General features: G+C 36.9%; 19 protein-coding genes, 1 tRNA gene and 1 pseudogene. 5 read left to right on the top strand and 16 right to left on the bottom strand.

Going from position 1 to position 15628, the window contains the following annotated elements; all coding sequences use genetic code 11:
- Nucleotides 1-16: 16 nt before the first annotated feature.
- The 3 genes from sipW to NKR74_RS06300 all read right to left on the bottom strand — a co-directional run bounded on the left by sipW (nucleotide 17) and on the right by NKR74_RS06300 (nucleotide 2324).
- The gene (gene sipW / locus NKR74_RS06310; RefSeq protein ID WP_253629012.1) at nucleotides 17-589 is read right to left on the bottom strand and encodes a signal peptidase I SipW; all 573 of its coding nucleotides are present in this window, start codon (nucleotides 587-589) and stop codon (nucleotides 17-19) included.
- Between the two features lie 145 nt (nucleotides 590-734).
- Nucleotides 735-1970 carry a D-alanyl-D-alanine carboxypeptidase family protein gene (locus NKR74_RS06305; protein ID WP_253629011.1) on the bottom strand — a complete coding sequence of 412 codons (1236 nt, stop codon included), beginning with the start codon at nucleotides 1968-1970 and terminating at the stop codon, nucleotides 735-737.
- A gap of 135 nt (nucleotides 1971-2105) precedes the next feature.
- Nucleotides 2106-2324, bottom strand: coding sequence for a hypothetical protein (locus tag NKR74_RS06300; protein ID WP_098310939.1), 219 nt, complete (start codon nucleotides 2322-2324; stop codon nucleotides 2106-2108).
- Between the two features lie 200 nt (nucleotides 2325-2524).
- On the opposite strand from NKR74_RS06300, the gene NKR74_RS06295 reads away from it, so the two are divergent.
- From NKR74_RS06295 to NKR74_RS06285, 3 genes are all read left to right on the top strand, one after another.
- Nucleotides 2525-2597, top strand: a tRNA-Val gene (locus NKR74_RS06295).
- 171 nt (nucleotides 2598-2768) lie between these two features.
- Nucleotides 2769-3689: a tyrosine-type recombinase/integrase gene (locus tag NKR74_RS06290; RefSeq protein ID WP_253629010.1), complete on the top strand. Its 921-nt coding sequence runs from the start codon at nucleotides 2769-2771 to the stop codon at nucleotides 3687-3689.
- Between the two features lie 154 nt (nucleotides 3690-3843).
- Nucleotides 3844-4605 carry a helix-turn-helix domain-containing protein gene (locus tag NKR74_RS06285; RefSeq protein WP_253629009.1) on the top strand — a complete coding sequence of 254 codons (762 nt, stop codon included), beginning with the start codon at nucleotides 3844-3846 and terminating at the stop codon, nucleotides 4603-4605.
- Between the two features lie 262 nt (nucleotides 4606-4867).
- Here the strand turns inward: NKR74_RS06285 and NKR74_RS06280 are convergent, their stop codons facing one another.
- The 8 genes from NKR74_RS06280 to NKR74_RS06245 form a co-directional block, all read right to left on the bottom strand.
- The gene (locus NKR74_RS06280; RefSeq protein WP_253629008.1) at nucleotides 4868-5686 is read right to left on the bottom strand and encodes a hypothetical protein; all 819 of its coding nucleotides are present in this window, start codon (nucleotides 5684-5686) and stop codon (nucleotides 4868-4870) included.
- Between the two features lie 94 nt (nucleotides 5687-5780).
- On the bottom strand, nucleotides 5781-6008 hold the full coding sequence (locus NKR74_RS06275; protein ID WP_253629007.1) for a hypothetical protein: 228 nt from the start codon (nucleotides 6006-6008) through the stop codon (nucleotides 5781-5783).
- A gap of 43 nt (nucleotides 6009-6051) precedes the next feature.
- On the bottom strand, nucleotides 6052-6693 hold the full coding sequence (locus NKR74_RS06270; RefSeq protein ID WP_253629006.1) for an HGGxSTG domain-containing protein: 642 nt from the start codon (nucleotides 6691-6693) through the stop codon (nucleotides 6052-6054).
- 24 nt (nucleotides 6694-6717) lie between these two features.
- Entirely contained in the window at nucleotides 6718-6939 is a 222-nt protein-coding gene (locus NKR74_RS06265) for a hypothetical protein (protein ID WP_253629005.1), read from the bottom strand.
- Nucleotides 6940-7187: 248 nt separating this feature from the next.
- Nucleotides 7188-7808 carry a hypothetical protein gene (locus tag NKR74_RS06260; RefSeq protein ID WP_253629004.1) on the bottom strand — a complete coding sequence of 207 codons (621 nt, stop codon included), beginning with the start codon at nucleotides 7806-7808 and terminating at the stop codon, nucleotides 7188-7190.
- Nucleotides 7809-8031: 223 nt separating this feature from the next.
- Nucleotides 8032-8847 carry a helix-turn-helix domain-containing protein gene (locus NKR74_RS06255; RefSeq protein ID WP_253629003.1) on the bottom strand — a complete coding sequence of 272 codons (816 nt, stop codon included), beginning with the start codon at nucleotides 8845-8847 and terminating at the stop codon, nucleotides 8032-8034.
- Nucleotides 8848-8881: 34 nt separating this feature from the next.
- Nucleotides 8882-9505: a hypothetical protein gene (locus NKR74_RS06250; RefSeq protein ID WP_253629002.1), complete on the bottom strand. Its 624-nt coding sequence runs from the start codon at nucleotides 9503-9505 to the stop codon at nucleotides 8882-8884.
- Between the two features lie 27 nt (nucleotides 9506-9532).
- Nucleotides 9533-9757, bottom strand: coding sequence for a helix-turn-helix domain-containing protein (locus tag NKR74_RS06245; RefSeq protein ID WP_253629001.1), 225 nt, complete (start codon nucleotides 9755-9757; stop codon nucleotides 9533-9535).
- Between the two features lie 1165 nt (nucleotides 9758-10922).
- Between NKR74_RS06245 and NKR74_RS06240 the strand changes: the two genes are divergently transcribed.
- On the top strand, nucleotides 10923-11504 hold the full coding sequence (locus NKR74_RS06240) for a recombinase family protein (protein WP_253629000.1): 582 nt from the start codon (nucleotides 10923-10925) through the stop codon (nucleotides 11502-11504).
- Between the two features lie 120 nt (nucleotides 11505-11624).
- On the opposite strand, the gene NKR74_RS06235 is transcribed toward NKR74_RS06240, so the two are convergent.
- Nucleotides 11625-12380, bottom strand: a complete 756-nt coding sequence (locus NKR74_RS06235; protein WP_253628999.1) for a hypothetical protein — start codon at nucleotides 12378-12380, stop codon at nucleotides 11625-11627.
- A gap of 500 nt (nucleotides 12381-12880) precedes the next feature.
- Between NKR74_RS06235 and NKR74_RS06230 the strand changes: the two genes are divergently transcribed.
- Nucleotides 12881-13054, top strand: a complete 174-nt coding sequence (locus NKR74_RS06230; protein ID WP_253628998.1) for a hypothetical protein — start codon at nucleotides 12881-12883, stop codon at nucleotides 13052-13054.
- Between the two features lie 149 nt (nucleotides 13055-13203).
- Here NKR74_RS06230 and NKR74_RS06225 read toward each other — a convergent pair whose 3' ends face one another.
- The 4 genes and pseudogenes from NKR74_RS06225 to NKR74_RS06210 form a co-directional block, all read right to left on the bottom strand.
- The gene (locus NKR74_RS06225) at nucleotides 13204-13749 is read right to left on the bottom strand and encodes a dihydrofolate reductase family protein (RefSeq protein ID WP_253628997.1); all 546 of its coding nucleotides are present in this window, start codon (nucleotides 13747-13749) and stop codon (nucleotides 13204-13206) included.
- 400 nt (nucleotides 13750-14149) lie between these two features.
- On the bottom strand, nucleotides 14150-14620 hold the full coding sequence (locus NKR74_RS06220) for a hypothetical protein (RefSeq protein WP_253628996.1): 471 nt from the start codon (nucleotides 14618-14620) through the stop codon (nucleotides 14150-14152).
- Between the two features lie 161 nt (nucleotides 14621-14781).
- Nucleotides 14782-14886, bottom strand: a pseudogene (locus NKR74_RS06215) (family 1 glycosylhydrolase); the annotation flags it as partial.
- 279 nt (nucleotides 14887-15165) lie between these two features.
- A complete protein-coding gene (locus tag NKR74_RS06210; RefSeq protein WP_253628995.1) occupies nucleotides 15166-15627 on the bottom strand; it encodes a DUF6294 family protein in 462 nt (153 codons plus the stop codon).
- Nucleotide 15628: the final 1 nt, after the last annotated feature.

Raw genomic sequence — 15628 nt, 5'->3', positions numbered from 1 at the left:
TGATGAAAGTTTCACTTTATACAGATTGTCCTGCATCAGAAGACTTGCTTTTCTTCTCAGAGTCTATGCTACGTATTGCTCCAAAAATAGAAACCGCGGAGTACCCTAGTAATAAGACACCGGGAATTATTAATAATAATGCTGCTCCTGCTTTAGAGTTTGCATAGCTTAGTAGATAACCAACATATGGAACAGTAATATCTGCATATTTTCCAACTACGTTTTCAGCAGGAACTGGCTGTAAATCTGGACCATTGTTGTTATCCCCTTTTGTTTCATAGAACACTTTTCCATCTATATTTTGCACATCAATAATGCGGTGAGTAATCATCTTGTTATCTTCTTTAAATGTGATGACATCACCTTTTTTATATTTTGAACCGTCTTTTGTTGGTTCAATTGCAATAATAGATCCGGTTAAAAATGTAGGTTCCATCGATCCTGATAATACTGTCTTAAATTGATATCCCATCACTGTTGGAGCGCCGCCACTTGCCTTCGATGAAATCGCTACAAACGCTAAGCAAACCATAATAGTAAACAAAACAAACGAAATGATATTACTAAAAATTTTCCAAACTAATTTCATGTGTCTCGCTCCCTTCCTTAGTCTCTATGCGAACGGAAGTAAAAATATTCAAATTTATCATTCTTTTCGAAGAACTCATAATTATATTATAACGAACATTAAAGAACCGCAATAAAAAAAATAGGCAAAATTTGTTTGCCTATTTTTACTGAGACACTGTCCGCTGTTTTTTACGCTTCCAAAGAAATATTCCAATACTAATAACAGTAAGAATCCCTACACCAATTCCAACCGCTAGTACATATGAAGGAATTGAATTTGTTATTTTACTTTTTGACGGCTCCTCAAATGCAATATCTTCTTTCGAAAGAACCTTTACACTTTCTAACGTTTCATTATTTTTTTTAATATCTACCGTCCCAACAACATCGCCGCGGTGAAGACCCGTTTTATATAATTGTGCTTCATCAATAGGATTTTCCTTAAAAACAGCTTGTACATTTTTGGCTTCACCTTGCTTTAATACAAGTTCAACACTTCGTTCTAATTCACCATGTACCGCTTTATTCAAGTAAGGCATTTCCTTTGTCCAATTGTTTTTATCAAGCACTTGTTGTTTTGCAAATTGGGGAAAAGCATAATCAGCAATTTGCTTCATATCTTCATAAATTTCTGGCTTTTGTGAAGCCATTACGACATTAATAATACGATTTCCATCTTTTTCATTTATTTCTACAAGCGTATTACGAGCTTCATTTGTAAAACCTGTTTTCCCGCCAATACAATTTGGATTTTCAAAATATCTTCCTTTATTAAAAATAGAAGCTGTTTGCCTTGACGTTGTAACAGTTGTTTGCTTCGTATTCATTGCCGTCATAATTTCTGGATACTTCATCACACCTCTTGTAATCATTGCCATATCATAAGGTGTTGTATAATGATTTGGATCATGCAGACCGTTTGGTGTGACAAAATGACTGTCCTTTGCACCTAATTGCAGCGCCTTCTCGTTCATCATCTTCGCAAAATTTTCCGGACTTCCTGCAATATGCTCAGCAATCGCATACGCCATATCATTTGCACTCAACACCATTAAAATCATAAGTGCAGTATCTCGATCTACTGTCTCTCCTGCTTGAAATTCAATTTGATAATTACTTTTTTCTTGTTCAAGAGCTTTGGGAGAAAACGCAATTCTCTCTCCTGGCTGCACATGCTCCATCAATAAAATACTTGTTAATACTTTCGTCATACTAGCTGGATAAGCATGCTGATACGCGTTTTTATCATACAAAACATCACCTGTCTTCGCATCAATAGAAACCGCATACTGTCCAAACACATTTGGCGCTGGTGGAGTTTCTGCATAAAATTTAGCGGGGGCAATAAAAAATAAACTGCTTGCAATAATTAAAGCCAAAATTTTCTTTAAATTACCCATACAACTCTCCTTTTTTTCTCTCTTTATATCTATATATTAAAATCATAATAAATTAATATATATTTTTCACTCACTATCCTTCACTATATCATAACTTTATAAAAAAACACAGAACAGCATAAAAAGAAGGAGGAACTACTCCTCCTCATCTTCAAATAAATCCATAAGAATTTTTTTAGCCTCCTCTTCTGTTATCTCTTCTGTTAACCCTAAAAATGCCCAGCCCTTTGATTCTACCCATTCTATCAACTCATCTACAAACTCATCATGAGATATATCTACATCAAGAACTGCTCCATTAATAGAAATCGTTCTATATCTTGGTACAAACATCTTAAAATTTTTTCTTACCATATATACCCCTTCATTTAATATATTTTTATACGAAATGTTATTTGTTCCTTTGTATAATATATTAATAGAATAGTAGAAAGTTAACCCTCATTACGCCTTTAAATATCTGAAAATTTAAAATAATTACATATATTACTTGATTTTACTATAAGACTATCATACAATTAATTGCATACTAGTTTATTACATATAAATCCCCTGATCCCGTAGCTCAGCAGGGAGAGCGCCACCTTGACAGGGTGGAGGTCGCTGGTTCGAACCCAGTCGGGATCATAAAACTCAATAGTATCAAGGCTTGAGAGGACATTCTCAAAACCTAAAACTGTGGAGGTCTCCATCAGACACCACAAGTTAAAAGAGGACTACTTCTAGTCAGCTAATCAGCTGTCTCAGAGGTAGTCCTCTTTTTTGTTTCCATAAAACTGAGAAAGGACTGATAAGAAAATGCTACTTAAGTTTGCTATGAAGGACTTTAAGGAGGAAAAAGAGTTTTGCAATCTCTCTTCTCGCACTATTCAAGCTTACATGGCTACCCTGCATGAATTCCAAGCATTCTGCTCTGAGCGTGAACTTATTGATACAAAAGACATCAGAGAAGCAACTGTTAAAAGCTATCTCGTGTATTGCCAACGAACGAGAAGTAACAACGTAGTAACTAGAAACACCAAGCTCCATCACCTAAAGATTTTCTTTAACTATTTACAACATGAAGACATTATCACCGAGAAAGGAAACCCTATTCGTAAAATGAAGCTGGCTAAAGAGGATATAAAAATTGAGGTCTTTCAAGATTACCATATTAAGCAAATGCTTAGTTACTATAGGAGACTTAAAACACGTGATAAGAGTCTATATGCCTACAGAGACCACACCATTATTGTTTTCCTTTTGGGAACTGGCTCAAGGCTTGGTGAGCTTATTAACATTCGCTGGAGTGAGTTGGACTTAATAAATCAAACAGTAACCCTATTCGGTAAAGCTCGAAAACAACAAACAGTCCCTCTCACAGACAAGCTTGTAAAAGAACTGTGTGAGTACAAAATATTCATTGAGCGTAAGCTAGGCAAACTCCCAGAGTACGTTTTTACTACACGAGAAGGGAAACAGATGAGTCCTAACTCAATTAAACTCATGTTTAAGCGACTCAAACAAGTAATGAACTTTAATGACGTTCGCTTATCAGCTCATACTTTTCGTCACACATTTGCTCATCGTTGCTTAATGGCTGGTATGGACGTTTTCACTCTCCAAAGAATGCTGAGACATAGCAATTTGAGAATGACCGAGAGGTATCTTGCTCTTTGGGGAACAGCCCTAAGAGAGCAAAACGAGAAGTTTAATCCACTTAATTCACTTGAGATTTAAAACAAATAAAAAGAGAACCCTGCTCTAGTTTGGCGACCGGACAGGGCTCTCTCTTGGAGGAAAACTCTGAAGGAGCTTCCTTGTTTGCTATTGTATCATGCTCATTAGTACTAGCTCAAGGATTGTTCCTTCTATAAAGATGGAGGACTATATAATGAAGGAACTCAGAAAATACGAGAGCTTTCAGTCTGTCTCTGAGATGGACAAAGCTATTGATATAGCTCTCAAGAATTTTTCTTTAAAGGACAGCGAAAGAGCTGTTCTTATTAAGCTTACTCAGTACAGCTGTAAGTTTATTGGGGTCAGCTATTTAAAAAATGATACACTAGCTCAAGCTGTCGGATTCTCTAAACGTACTGTTCAGCGTGCATTAAAGCGTTTGAATGAACTAGGAGTTATCACTCGAATAGAACAAAAGAGACCTAAAACTGGAGGCTATGGGGCTTTTATATCAGTCATTAACCCTACTAAGTGTCACCTCGTATTGTCACCTTGCCAAGAAGATGAAACCCCTTGTGAGGACAGTACCGAGAAGCAATCTGAGGAGAACGAAACAATTATTCCTAAAGCTCATCTTCAAGAATTAAATAAACGTAACGAGCTCGATGTATCTTATTTGGACAACTCACATATTCCAACTGAATTTATCAATGCAGTTAAACCTTTCATTTGCTCAGCTAAGGAGGTTTATTCACTGTGGGGAAAAGTCCTACTTGCTTCTCATAAGTATGCTCCATGCTTAACAGATTACACTGAGATAGCCATACAAGCATTTAAACAATCTGTGTTTGCTAAGAAGGTGAAACGTATCAGAAAAGACTTTAAAGGTTACTTCTGGGGAACACTCAGCAATATGCTTTCAGTTGAGCAGAGAAGATATAACAAAGCGACTTTGTGGAATTGGCTAGAAGTTTAACTGCGTTACACCACACCATTAGTTATTACTGTAAGTAATAGTTAGCTCAATCTAGCATTAACAAAAGAGTAGTTGAATCCATGAGATAGCACAATCTGGCATATGCTCGATTGTGCGCTAGGGTAGCATTAATGCTGGTATAGCTATCTGGTACGTTGTTTTCCTATAGTGGCAAGCTCTCATATAGCAAACTATGAGGTAGACCTTATTAATTGCTCGATTGAGTACCACCTCATAAAAAAGAAGCACAAGAGAGGAATACTCATGCTTCTGTTAGTTGTTCTTTTGGCTTTTCAATTAAGAAGTACACAACAGTAAGAGAATAAATAGCGTTAAATAACCTTAAAGCATCAACCTTTTTCCAATTACTCGGAGCATCTTTACCATGAAGTACCCAGTCTCTATTTATGATTGGAAAGCGAGTAGGATTTCTGTCAAAATTCCCCTGTTGAAATACTTGATTTAAAAAACCTACGACAGACACATACGCAACTACATACATTCTATCTGTAGGTACATCTTCTCTTACTTTTTTATATTGCTCTCTTAAGCTTGTTCTTTGTTTTGTTTTGTATTTCTCAAACTTTTCGGATATAAGCATACGTGCTATACCTTCAACAATAATGAGTAAGTTTGGAATGGCTACTAAATAGTTTCCGTTCTCGTAGCTATTAAAGCATTGTTCTAATAAACTCTTCCAACTTTCAACAAGTTTATGATCAAGCACATCTCTTTTCATTCTCGTATACGCATATCCATTATTATGACTAAAGTATTCTTCTATCTCTGCATCTATATCCTCAGCATCAGAAATCTCAACAACTTCACCGGGAGTCATACTTAGCGGAAATGTCCATCCTCTTTCTCCAAGCTTCTCAGCAGACTCCACCCAAGTTCTCATAACTGCGTCCCAATCAATATTCTTTAACGGTGAGGAAATTTCCGTTATAGCTTCATTTATTGCATTATATAATCGTTTATTTGATTCATCAAACTCACTAATGATTCTCTCAGGCGTAGTAATTTTTTCTAAAAATTCATCCATAAAATCGTTTGGATTATATTTATCATGTTTCTCCATAGCTTTCCTCCTTAGATATTCTGCTTCAATGATACCCTATGATTAGTAATTTTGCACAAAAAAAAGAGCCACAACTAGTAAGCTGTGTACTCTCTTAATTCAATCTAATAAGTACATAATCAGTTATATCCTTAGCGTTCAACAGAATGACTTTCTCTCTGCGCCATAGCTCCTTAGGATTGGAACTGCTGAGTTGTTCAAGAATAATACTAGCTCGTTCTTTCACTATTGGTTGCCCCTCAGTTGTAGACAAACAGATAATCGTATTTGCTCCAACATCGAAGATATTGAAACTTTCTATACCTAATTCTTTAAGACTCATGCAGTTCTCCCTCCTCAGATTAATTGCGAGCTCGTTAAACCTCTTAGTTTCTGTCTCCCATGTCAAAAAGAGTATTAAGGTTAATATCACTAGGGTTACTTTTGTTCTCCTTGCTCTGTTTAAACTTGTTGTTTAGCCCCAGAGATTCAACAAAGCGAATCATTTTAACCTCAAAGTCATTGTACTGTTGGCTATCTCGTAGGAAGTCTTGTGAATCCAAACGAGCTGTCTTAATCATGTTCATTGCGTATCTATCCACTAGAGCCAAGTTAAAAGGATCTACCTCATAGTTATCTGTGTAGTACTCCATCAAGCTATTGTACAGCTCTACTTCCTCTTGAGTGAGATTCTCCTTGAAATCCTTTGAGTATACTCCGTGAATTAGATTTGCTTTTGGGTTTAAATTAGCCAAACTTTTTCGCCTCCCTTCCTCAGTTCTTTGACCTATAGACTTTCCTCCATGAATATGGCAACGCCCTAGAGTAGTTCCATCTTCTTTCTCGTAAGGCTTCCTCATACATATCTTTCCGTTACCCTGTACAGACCCACAGATAGAAGGCTCTTTTCCGAGTTCCTTCTTTAGTTCCTTGAGTGCGTCCTCATCGTTGTTTGCTTTGGCTTTGGCTTTTGCTACCTCATCAGCAATCCGTTTTATATTGTCGTCTACTTTGTATGGTCTAGCCATTTAGTACCGCCTCCTTAGTTTTAATCAGTGAACAAATACTCCTTGAGCTTCCATCTCATTCATTAACTCCATGAGTTCACCAAACGAGTAGCAACTCACGAATGTTGTCTCAAAAGTGTGTAGTTTATCGAGCATGTAGTGAAGCAACTCAGTGTCGTTAGTCTTTTGGTAATGCTCGCTGGCAATGTGGTAAGCCACCAGCAATCTCTTGTAGTTATCCTTTATGGTTTGCTCAATTCCTTCCATATGAGAACGCCTCCTCAATGTTTTATTCTCTTGCTGCTGTACTCTATCGTTCTATCTAACTTGTTTATCTTTTCGATTAGCTTCTCGTACTTCATTTGGAATTTAACTTCTCGTATTTCCTCTCTTAGTTTTAAAACCTCCAATCTTGTGTTCTTCTCCATTAGTCATGCACCTCGTTTTATTTAGTTTTAATTAAAGCTCAAAAACATAAGCTGAGGGGGGAGGAAAAACCCCCTCGTTATTGCTTATCAGAAATTAATCCCAAAGTATTTGTTAACCGCTTGTAGTAACTCTTGGTAATCCTTATCAATTTGTTCATCAGCCTCTTTAGTCCCTTTCTCCCAAGCGTCAATATGAGACTGGTAAACTCCTTGGTGGTGTGGCTGGAAGTTACTATAAGGAACTAAATCTTCTGGACTCTTAATGTCCCTTAATAGATTATCGGGTGTACCAGCTCCGAGGTAGCCAGTGCGTTTGTCAATCTCCATTTCTACAATACGTAAAACCTCACGAGCTTTGTAACCTCTGTGTGAAGACTCATAACCCTTAATATCCAACTCAGCTAAACTCTCAATACGAGACTGCTCCTCATTAGCCTGAATCTGTGCGATTTTCTCAGCGATGGTATTTAGTTGCTCTTGAGTTTTAGCTGTCTCATTATTGAAACTCTCAAGTGCCTTCTTGTATTTCTCAACATGTTTCTTGTTAGTTGCTGACTCGTCTAGCATTAAATCTGTTTCAGCAAGTTCTAAAGAGCGTTCAACACGGTTAATCTTTGCGCTTAATTCAGTAATTGTTGCTTGAAGTTCGCTTGCTTGACCCTGTAATTTTTCCATCTCAGTTTCATTTTTACGGTTAAACCATTTCATAATAAAATCACTCTCCGTAGTTTTATAGTTTTATTTAAACAACCATTGAGTTAACATCTGAGTCAGTCCTCTCAGTTTGCCTCCTAGCTCCACCCTAGAGGGTTTCTGCACTAGTCGTTATCCTTATAACAAAGCTCTCTAAGTAAGCCTGTGAAATGGCTCAATATTAGTTGTCGATTTCTTAGTAAATCTGCGGTAAACTTAAAATGGATTAATATGACGTTTATTCCTTAAAGTTAGCTTTTGAAAAAGAGCAACCATCAATTGCTCCCTGTATTTCCTCAAGAGTTGGCTTCAATCCTTGTTTACAAGCTAGAGGAGGACTAAGAACAATACCTGTTTTAACTGACTTAATTTCCATAATAGCTTTAACCTTTCTCAGTTTTGGAATAGCACGTTTAACAAAATCTATTGAGACTCCCAGTTCTTCTGCAATGTGCTTTCTTTGCCAGATTACCAACTTGCTTAGGTCTTTCTCATTAGGGTTGTCAACCAACAGATGTGTCTTATAGTGAATATGAGTAAGCAACAACATTAACAATCCCAGTTCACTAAGCGTTACTTGTTTAGCAATCTCTTTTAGGTGAGCCTTATACACTTTTACGAACCGCTCATTCCCCTCATAAATGCCACAATTAAAGAAATTCTCTCCAAGACTTACATAAACGTCTCTTCCTTCTTTGTTACGCTCGATTAAACTTAACTTTTCTAACTCAGCGAGAACCTTTCTAGTTTGTCTCTCACTCTTACCGATTAAACTCTCTACATCTGAGACAGTCATTCTTTCAAGCTTTCTATCCTTCTCAATGTAAAGCTGACCGTCGCTGTTTAGTTTCACAAAACTCATTAACAACATTAGTACGCCACTTTGTTCTAAACTCAAGTGTTTTTTCACCTCAGAGAAGCCCTCCTTAACCATTACAAATTGTTCATTACTAAGTTTTCTCTCAACAAACTTCCTACGTAATTCTTTCTCTTTTGGCGAAACTAGTGTGTACCCATCTTGTAAATACTCCTTTACTGTTTTGTTTAAATCCATTTTCTTCTCTCCTGCTGACTCACAGCTTGTTATTTTAGTTGTTAAAGAAGTCACTTGTTTTTCTTGAAATTTCCTCTGAGTCGTAAACCAACTGTATATAATCCTCAAGGCTAAGACCTGCAAGCTCAGCTAAGAAGCTCATACTCTCTCGTAACCTCTTGCGATCTACTATTTGCTTTCCTTCCTCAGTGTCTAAATATTCGAAGATTGAGTGAATCCATTTCTTTTCATTAACTCGTTTGTGCAACAACCACAAGTTACTCGCTGTTGAACCGACCATTAGTGAGTTAAGCGGTACAAGGTGGTCAATTTGTGCGTCACCCTCAAGAGGTAAGTCGCTTAGCATACATCTTCCATCAGCCCACCTGACTAGTCGTTTGTAATTCTCAATTGTAAAGTCACCTTCGAGCCCCACTCTCAATGCCCTGTCGTTCAAATTCTTAATGTTTCTGTTGAGTTGGCTTTTGCGGTTGTACTCACGAGTTGTCTTTTTGAAGCATTCTCTACATTGTGATCTTAAACATCCTTCTGTATAGCGCTGAAAATCACTAGCAAGCTTCAACTCTCTACAACTTGAACACTCACGTTGTACCTCAGCGTCAGTTAACTTATCAACCAAACTCAAAGTACCTACCCTGTTCTCTTTCACTGTAAACATTTTTATCATCTCCTTAGTTTTTTATCTCTATTTCTTAACTTCCAACTCTTTAACTTCTACTGAAAGTAGTTTGCTTGGGTCTTTCTCACCAATACCAGAGGCAATCCTATTGAGTGTTTTTAGTGTCGCTCGCTGTCCTCTTTTAATTTGCGACAAGTGAGTTTTATCTACTCCAGTGATTCTGGATAGTTCCGTTATCGAGATTCTTCTATCATCTATAATCTTTTGAATATCAATCTTAAAAGTAATCACATCATGTTCCTCCTTTGCTTATTGTTGGTGATTTAACCTCCACTTCTCCAAAAGAAAAAGCCCTTTGAAAAAGAGCCAACTAAGGAGAAATCAAATTGTTTAACGATTAGGATTGAGCTTTACGGAGGTTCAATAAATAGTTATTAACGAGGTGCTATCCTCCAAGGTGGGCAACCTCAGAGGATAACTAATGAACCTTCTGCCAGAAAGGTTGGAGTTTGAGAAAGCTCCATGAGTTTCACTCCGTAAAGTGCAACCTAGTAACCTTCTAAAAACCCCTTCACCTTTATATAACCGATTCGTGTTTATTACTTACTAAAAGTAAAAACTGATTAAATCAACGTTTGCAGCACTTTTGGTAATAACTAGGAGAAAAATAATTTTAAGTTTTTTTATCTCTCTACTATATTTAACAGGTTAGTGTGACATTTCCATTCAGTACGCTTCCTCATATAGCTGAACCAAAAGCGGTGTATGAGATAACCGGTATTGCCCCTTTTTGGTGTATGAGATAACCGGTATTAAAACGAACCAATCCCTTGGGGCTCTAAGGATCAATCCTATTTTAGTATGCAACTTTCTCTTATTCTTAGGGTAATAGCTTTCTCAAATTACCCTTTTGGCTAACGCAAAATAGCTGACTCCGAGACAATCCCCAAAAGTCAGCTTGCAGTTTAGGTATGTAGTTACAATCCAAGAGAACAACTAAGTTGTCTTTCCCTTCTCAAACAAAAATAAATAAAACAACTGAGATGAATAACCAATATAGTTAATACTATTAGTCTAATTAGTTACCTTCTCATAAGTTATTTGTTTTTTATTTCTTTTTATGAGACGGATACTTATTGTTTTAACTATTAGTTGTACTAATTAGTTTAACTATCTACTATAGCGTTGAGATAAACTGAGGAGGCAGAACTTTTAGTCAAACTTTTTAGTTAAAAAATTTTTTCATTCTCATAGTAACGCTGTATGGCACACATCGTCTCTGACAGTACCCTCCCCTTTCGTAATTTTTCAGCTCTAAAAATTCTGAGGCAGACTAACAGCTCACTCTAAAGTGTCTCATTTGACTAAAGTCTATTGACACAAAATTAAGTTGTTGATACCATTGGGTTAATAACGTCTCATATAAGTGTCTCACAAATAACAAGGAGGAAACACTATGATATATGGTTATGCGAGGGTATCAACTCAAGGGCAGAACTTGGAGAGCCAGCTGACAGAACTCAAGAAGGCAGGAGCTGAGGAGATATACAAAGATAAGGCTAGTGGTAAGAGTCTAGATAGAGATGACTTAAACGACCTACTGAGCCAGATAACTAAGGGAGATACACTCATTGTTACTAAGATGGATAGAATAGCTAGGAATGTACGAGAAGGCATAGACCTTATTAGCCAACTCAATGAGAAAGGAATCAAACTACACGTTCTCAATATGGGGGTATTTGATGGCTCACCTACAAGTAAGCTGATCACAAACATCCTACTGAGTGTAGCTGACTGGGAAAGAGAAATGCTACTAGAAAGACAGCGAGCAGGAATTGAGGAAGCTAAGAAACGTGGAGCTTATAAAGGCAGAGCTAAGAAGTATACCTCAAAGAACGGTAGCTTGGTACACGCTCTTGAGCTGTATGATAATAGAGATACTAATAAGATGACTATGAATAAGATTGCTGAGGTTACACAAATAAGCAGAGCCACATTATACAGAGCAATTAAGGAACGTGAGGAGCAAGCTAAATAATAAGCTACTCCTCTTTTTTGTTTACTGAGGAAGGAGACTAGATAGGTATAGTTCTGTTTGTACTTTACTCAAAAATGAGTCTATCGAGGGGAGCGTTTACCTTCCTTGTAATTATACAAATTATTTCGACTCACTCTTAAAGTTTTCATCTACATATTCTTTTACACTTGTAATCTCATCATCTACCAGCTTTTTTACATACTCCAATGTTACTATATAGTTACCATCGAACGTTTCCCAAAAGTTTTGTTTTTCTGCAATTGTCATATCAACTTGAAGGTTTTCTACACTGATATCAATAAGGAGTACTTTTAAAAAATCTTGATATTGAATCACCTTAGAATATAGAGTAGCCTGTAAATCAATATCATCAATTAAGTGCAAAGAAGAAATTAAATTATCATTTATAGGTCTTAACTTGTATACTTTGCTTTCAACTTCCTTTTTAGTTTTAACTAACTCATCATATGTAAGTTCTACTCCCCCTTTTTGCTGAAGCAGTTCACCTCTCACACTTTTCAAGTCTTTCATTCTTATAATATCTATTTTTTTAAGCGACCAAATTATCTCATCTAGTTCTCTTGTGGCTATTATAAGAGGCTGTAATTGAGCTACTTTTCCTTGTCTTTGTTCTTTTTCAAGTTCAAGGTCTCTACTATCATTAACTTGTCTATTAGCTATCCATAAAGCAACTAGAGCCCCCACAAAAGCCCCAGAGTAGTTCCCCCAAAAACCAAGCCAAGTGTCTCCATTTCCATAAGCCCGAGAGGATCTCCAAGTAAATAACACACGGTTAAGAATTACAGGAGTAAGAACAAAACAAATAATAACTATAAAAAATTCCTTCCATGTTAAAAACCATTTACGTTTCTTCATACGTTCACCTCATTTAAATATCTCAATAACCAGCTTAAACTAGCTCATTTACAATATCAAACAATATTTCCCTTGAATTGTTATTCTTTAGAGCTAGCTTGAGAGTACCTACTCAAAAGTATTTCTGTGGAGGTTGTTGCAAAAAGTACTTGACCAATGAATGTAACTCCTTTAGTATTTTCCGTAAGAAACTCTAACTGAAGTAGTTCTCAATGAGAATAATAACTTGAGAGCCTTGATACATATAAGTTTTACTGATTCCAAACCTCTACAGTTAACTGAAAAGTTCCCTTGACAGGGTGGAGGTCGCTGGTTCGAATCCAGTCGGGATCATACTAAGGTCGAAAGCCGCGTCAGATTAACGTTTGATGCGGTTTTTTATTTTACGTTGACTTGACGTACAGTGGCGGTTGCCGTCTAAACACGATGGCGGTCAGCTAAGGCAGGTAGCTATACGTCTCTCATCTCGTTTTTAATAACGAAATAGGAGGCGTTTTTCTATGACACCTAATAATGAAGAAACAGTTTCAAAACGTAAAGGGAAACGTGTGAAGAAAGAATTACGGACAGTTACGACACAAACACTTGGCGACTTATTTGAGAAGTTCTACCACGCTAAGGTTGCTGAAGGACGAGCTGCACGTACTTTACATCAATATGTCGACAAAACATAGATATGATTCATTACAAACGAAAAAGGCAGCTCATTTAAGACTGCCCGTTAGCATAATCAATATTATTGGAAGTCAATGTATTTACTCCATGAAAAAACTCATCAGAATTTGTTCTGACGAGCTGTTTTATTCACACAATTTATCAATAATTATTTTTTTCTCTCCGGTTGATAGGAAAGAATAACGACCCCTGAACTGGTCGTCCTTGTTTCTATAAGTTTGAAAGCCTTTGTATCGTTCCCGTTTTTAAAGAGATGCTTTCCGCTCCCCACGATAACAGGATTGACCATAAGGTGATATTCATCAATGAGGTCATATTGCATCAACGCTTGTATAAGATCACTGCTGCCATAGATTAAAAGATTCTGACCGGGCTGTTCCTTTAGTTTCAATATTTCTTCTGCAATATTACCCTTAATAAGATTTGCATTCCATTCGGTTTCTTCCAAAGTCGTTGAAGCAACAAATTTAGGCATGCTGTTCATCTTATCAGCAAAACCCTCTTCATCAGTCATAGAAGGCCAGGCGGCTGCAAAACCTTCATATGTCACTCGTCCAAGTAGAAGAGCATCGCTTGCAAATAGTAGATCAGATTGAAATTTAGCCACTTCTTCATTGAAGTATGGCGCAGTCCAAGCCGGATCTTCCATGACACCATCTAACGATAGGTACATTGCTACAATTACTTTTCTCATTTTTTCTCTCCTTTAATTTTAATTGGATTTTTTACGTGTTATTGGACATAAGTAAAGTCCAAACAAATAATATTTCTTCAAACATAAAGGTGTACCTTCCTCATCTTTTCGACAAAGGTGAAAAACTTATATATATTGTCAATTTTATTCTATAAGATGCTCTAACTAAACTGTGTATTCGTTAGATAACATTGTATATCATATTCATGTTAGGTTAACGTAACGTATCATTATCGGCAATGATATACCCAATTCTAGTCTTATAGTCTGCAAGCTCATCCCGTCTTGTTTTTTTGCCGTATGCAGGCTTCTATATATCGTTGCCATAATCGTCTTTATAAGATTGATAGACGATTTGGTTTGTATAAAATCTTGCATACGCTCCTGCTAGTGAATTCCCTTATTTACCGTACGGTGTTGAAGCGAATAACCCACGTAAAGTGTCGTCTGGTTGACCTGATTTTCTAAAGAACACATATGGATTCAGCGTATAGATTCTGTCTCGCTTGTCATTTTGGCGTATCGTTTCAGCGACAACTCCCACTTTACGTAGCTTATCCAACGTCTTAGACGTCTTCTTTTCTTCCATCTCGACCAGCAATGCAATCTGCCTTTTGTTCAAAAATTGGATTTCCTCGGGCTTTGAGAACGGATCAGCACAAATCATATTAGTGTCGTAATGTACATAAGGTAACAATTTGTACAAAAATCCTAATTCCGCTGGCTTCAGCTTCAGTTCATCTTTTAGTCGCTTCACTGTAGTCGTGAACAACTTAATAACACGTCCATTCTCAGCTTTTCGTCTGAAATGAAAACGAGAGTTGACGTAGTATTCGCCACTATTAGCAATAACAATGTCGTATTTCCTCATTTCACCCCAAAAGCCTCTGTTTTAAATTCGTATTTTGTAACAGAATCCCATAAAATATTACGCAAAGCATTAACACCTGTTGTCTTTTGAATATAGGCTACCTCAGTAGCTCTCAACAAAAGCATTTCCTTTGTAAAAAGAAAATTACTATTAATAGATTTTTATAGTCTTTCCCCATTTGTTGCAATTACATTTTTATACCAGAAAAAGGACTTCTTCTTTTTCCGTTCTAATGTTCCACTGCCATCGTCATGTTTATCAACATATTAGTTGTAATGCCTACACATTGAACATTACTAATCCATAGCTGAACAAGTTATTGATGTTCTATGCTTCTAAAAAATCATGTTTGCACTAGAACTAGATTTCTTCTTTATGATGCTTTGCGGATATTTATTTTTCCCCCTCTTTACGCCACTCTTTAAATTCAGCTGTTGCTAATACAAGCGTAAAATAAAGAAAGAGGTATTCACGACATATTTATCGGAATACCTTCTAAATTTACGAGGAGCGCATGCGCCAGTGAAGTAAAGTTTGTTGTCGAATCAGCAGTGCATCTGGTGACATATTGCTGAGTCGATACTATCAAACCATGCTGCTGGGAAGAAGAACACCTGGTTCCATAATGTCCATTGATTTCTTGACATTCCCGGTCCTATGAGCTTGCCGCTTCTCCAAAGTTCAACGCCGTGATTGTCGTGTATAGACATTCCACCGTAGAATACCCAGACATCACCTGAGTCACTTGACATTACATCCGCGTTAAACCTAGCTTTTCCGTCAGACCAGAAGGAACACCTCATGTTCTGGATCGTGCAGTCGCCAACGTGGTATACTTGTCCCGACCAAGACAGCACCTTTTCTCGTAATTCCATCACTTTAAGTGAATCGCCAAGTGAACTGCTTACAGCATTTACCGGTGGGACTTCCGAGCATTTTTTCGTTTGGTTTTTAGCTCTTTCCTTTTCATCAGTATTGATTTGCTCTTCAATGTTCAGTTCATTCATT

The sequence above is a fragment of the Bacillus sp. 3103sda1 genome (genome assembly GCF_024159135.1).
In the GTDB taxonomy this organism is placed as follows: domain Bacteria; phylum Bacillota; class Bacilli; order Bacillales; family Bacillaceae_G; genus Bacillus_A; species Bacillus_A rhizoplanae.
Note: the sequence above shows the minus strand (reverse complement) of the source record. Positions and strands in the feature narration are given on the sequence as shown.

Coding starts and splice junctions, on each gene's coding strand:
- NKR74_RS06280 (WP_253629008.1), bottom strand. CDS start 5,686: ATGGAGAAACATGATAAATATAATCCAAACGATTTTATGGATGAATTT.
- NKR74_RS06240 (WP_253629000.1), top strand. CDS start 10,923: ATGATATATGGTTATGCGAGGGTATCAACTCAAGGGCAGAACTTGGAG.
- NKR74_RS06210 (WP_253628995.1), bottom strand. CDS start 15,627: ATGAATGAACTGAACATTGAAGAGCAAATCAATACTGATGAAAAGGAA.
- NKR74_RS06300 (WP_098310939.1), bottom strand. CDS start 2,324: ATGGTAAGAAAAAATTTTAAGATGTTTGTACCAAGATATAGAACGATT.
- NKR74_RS06225 (WP_253628997.1), bottom strand. CDS start 13,749: ATGAGAAAAGTAATTGTAGCAATGTACCTATCGTTAGATGGTGTCATG.
- NKR74_RS06260 (WP_253629004.1), bottom strand. CDS start 7,808: ATGAAATGGTTTAACCGTAAAAATGAAACTGAGATGGAAAAATTACAG.
- sipW (WP_253629012.1), bottom strand. CDS start 589: ATGAAATTAGTTTGGAAAATTTTTAGTAATATCATTTCGTTTGTTTTG.
- NKR74_RS06305 (WP_253629011.1), bottom strand. CDS start 1,970: ATGGGTAATTTAAAGAAAATTTTGGCTTTAATTATTGCAAGCAGTTTA.
- NKR74_RS06275 (WP_253629007.1), bottom strand. CDS start 6,008: ATGAGTCTTAAAGAATTAGGTATAGAAAGTTTCAATATCTTCGATGTT.
- NKR74_RS06220 (WP_253628996.1), bottom strand. CDS start 14,620: ATGAGGAAATACGACATTGTTATTGCTAATAGTGGCGAATACTACGTC.
- NKR74_RS06270 (WP_253629006.1), bottom strand. CDS start 6,693: ATGGCTAGACCATACAAAGTAGACGACAATATAAAACGGATTGCTGAT.
- NKR74_RS06235 (WP_253628999.1), bottom strand. CDS start 12,380: ATGAAGAAACGTAAATGGTTTTTAACATGGAAGGAATTTTTTATAGTT.
- NKR74_RS06285 (WP_253629009.1), top strand. CDS start 3,844: ATGAAGGAACTCAGAAAATACGAGAGCTTTCAGTCTGTCTCTGAGATG.
- NKR74_RS06250 (WP_253629002.1), bottom strand. CDS start 9,505: ATGTTTACAGTGAAAGAGAACAGGGTAGGTACTTTGAGTTTGGTTGAT.
- NKR74_RS06255 (WP_253629003.1), bottom strand. CDS start 8,847: ATGGATTTAAACAAAACAGTAAAGGAGTATTTACAAGATGGGTACACA.
- NKR74_RS06230 (WP_253628998.1), top strand. CDS start 12,881: ATGACACCTAATAATGAAGAAACAGTTTCAAAACGTAAAGGGAAACGT.
- NKR74_RS06290 (WP_253629010.1), top strand. CDS start 2,769: ATGCTACTTAAGTTTGCTATGAAGGACTTTAAGGAGGAAAAAGAGTTT.
- NKR74_RS06265 (WP_253629005.1), bottom strand. CDS start 6,939: ATGGAAGGAATTGAGCAAACCATAAAGGATAACTACAAGAGATTGCTG.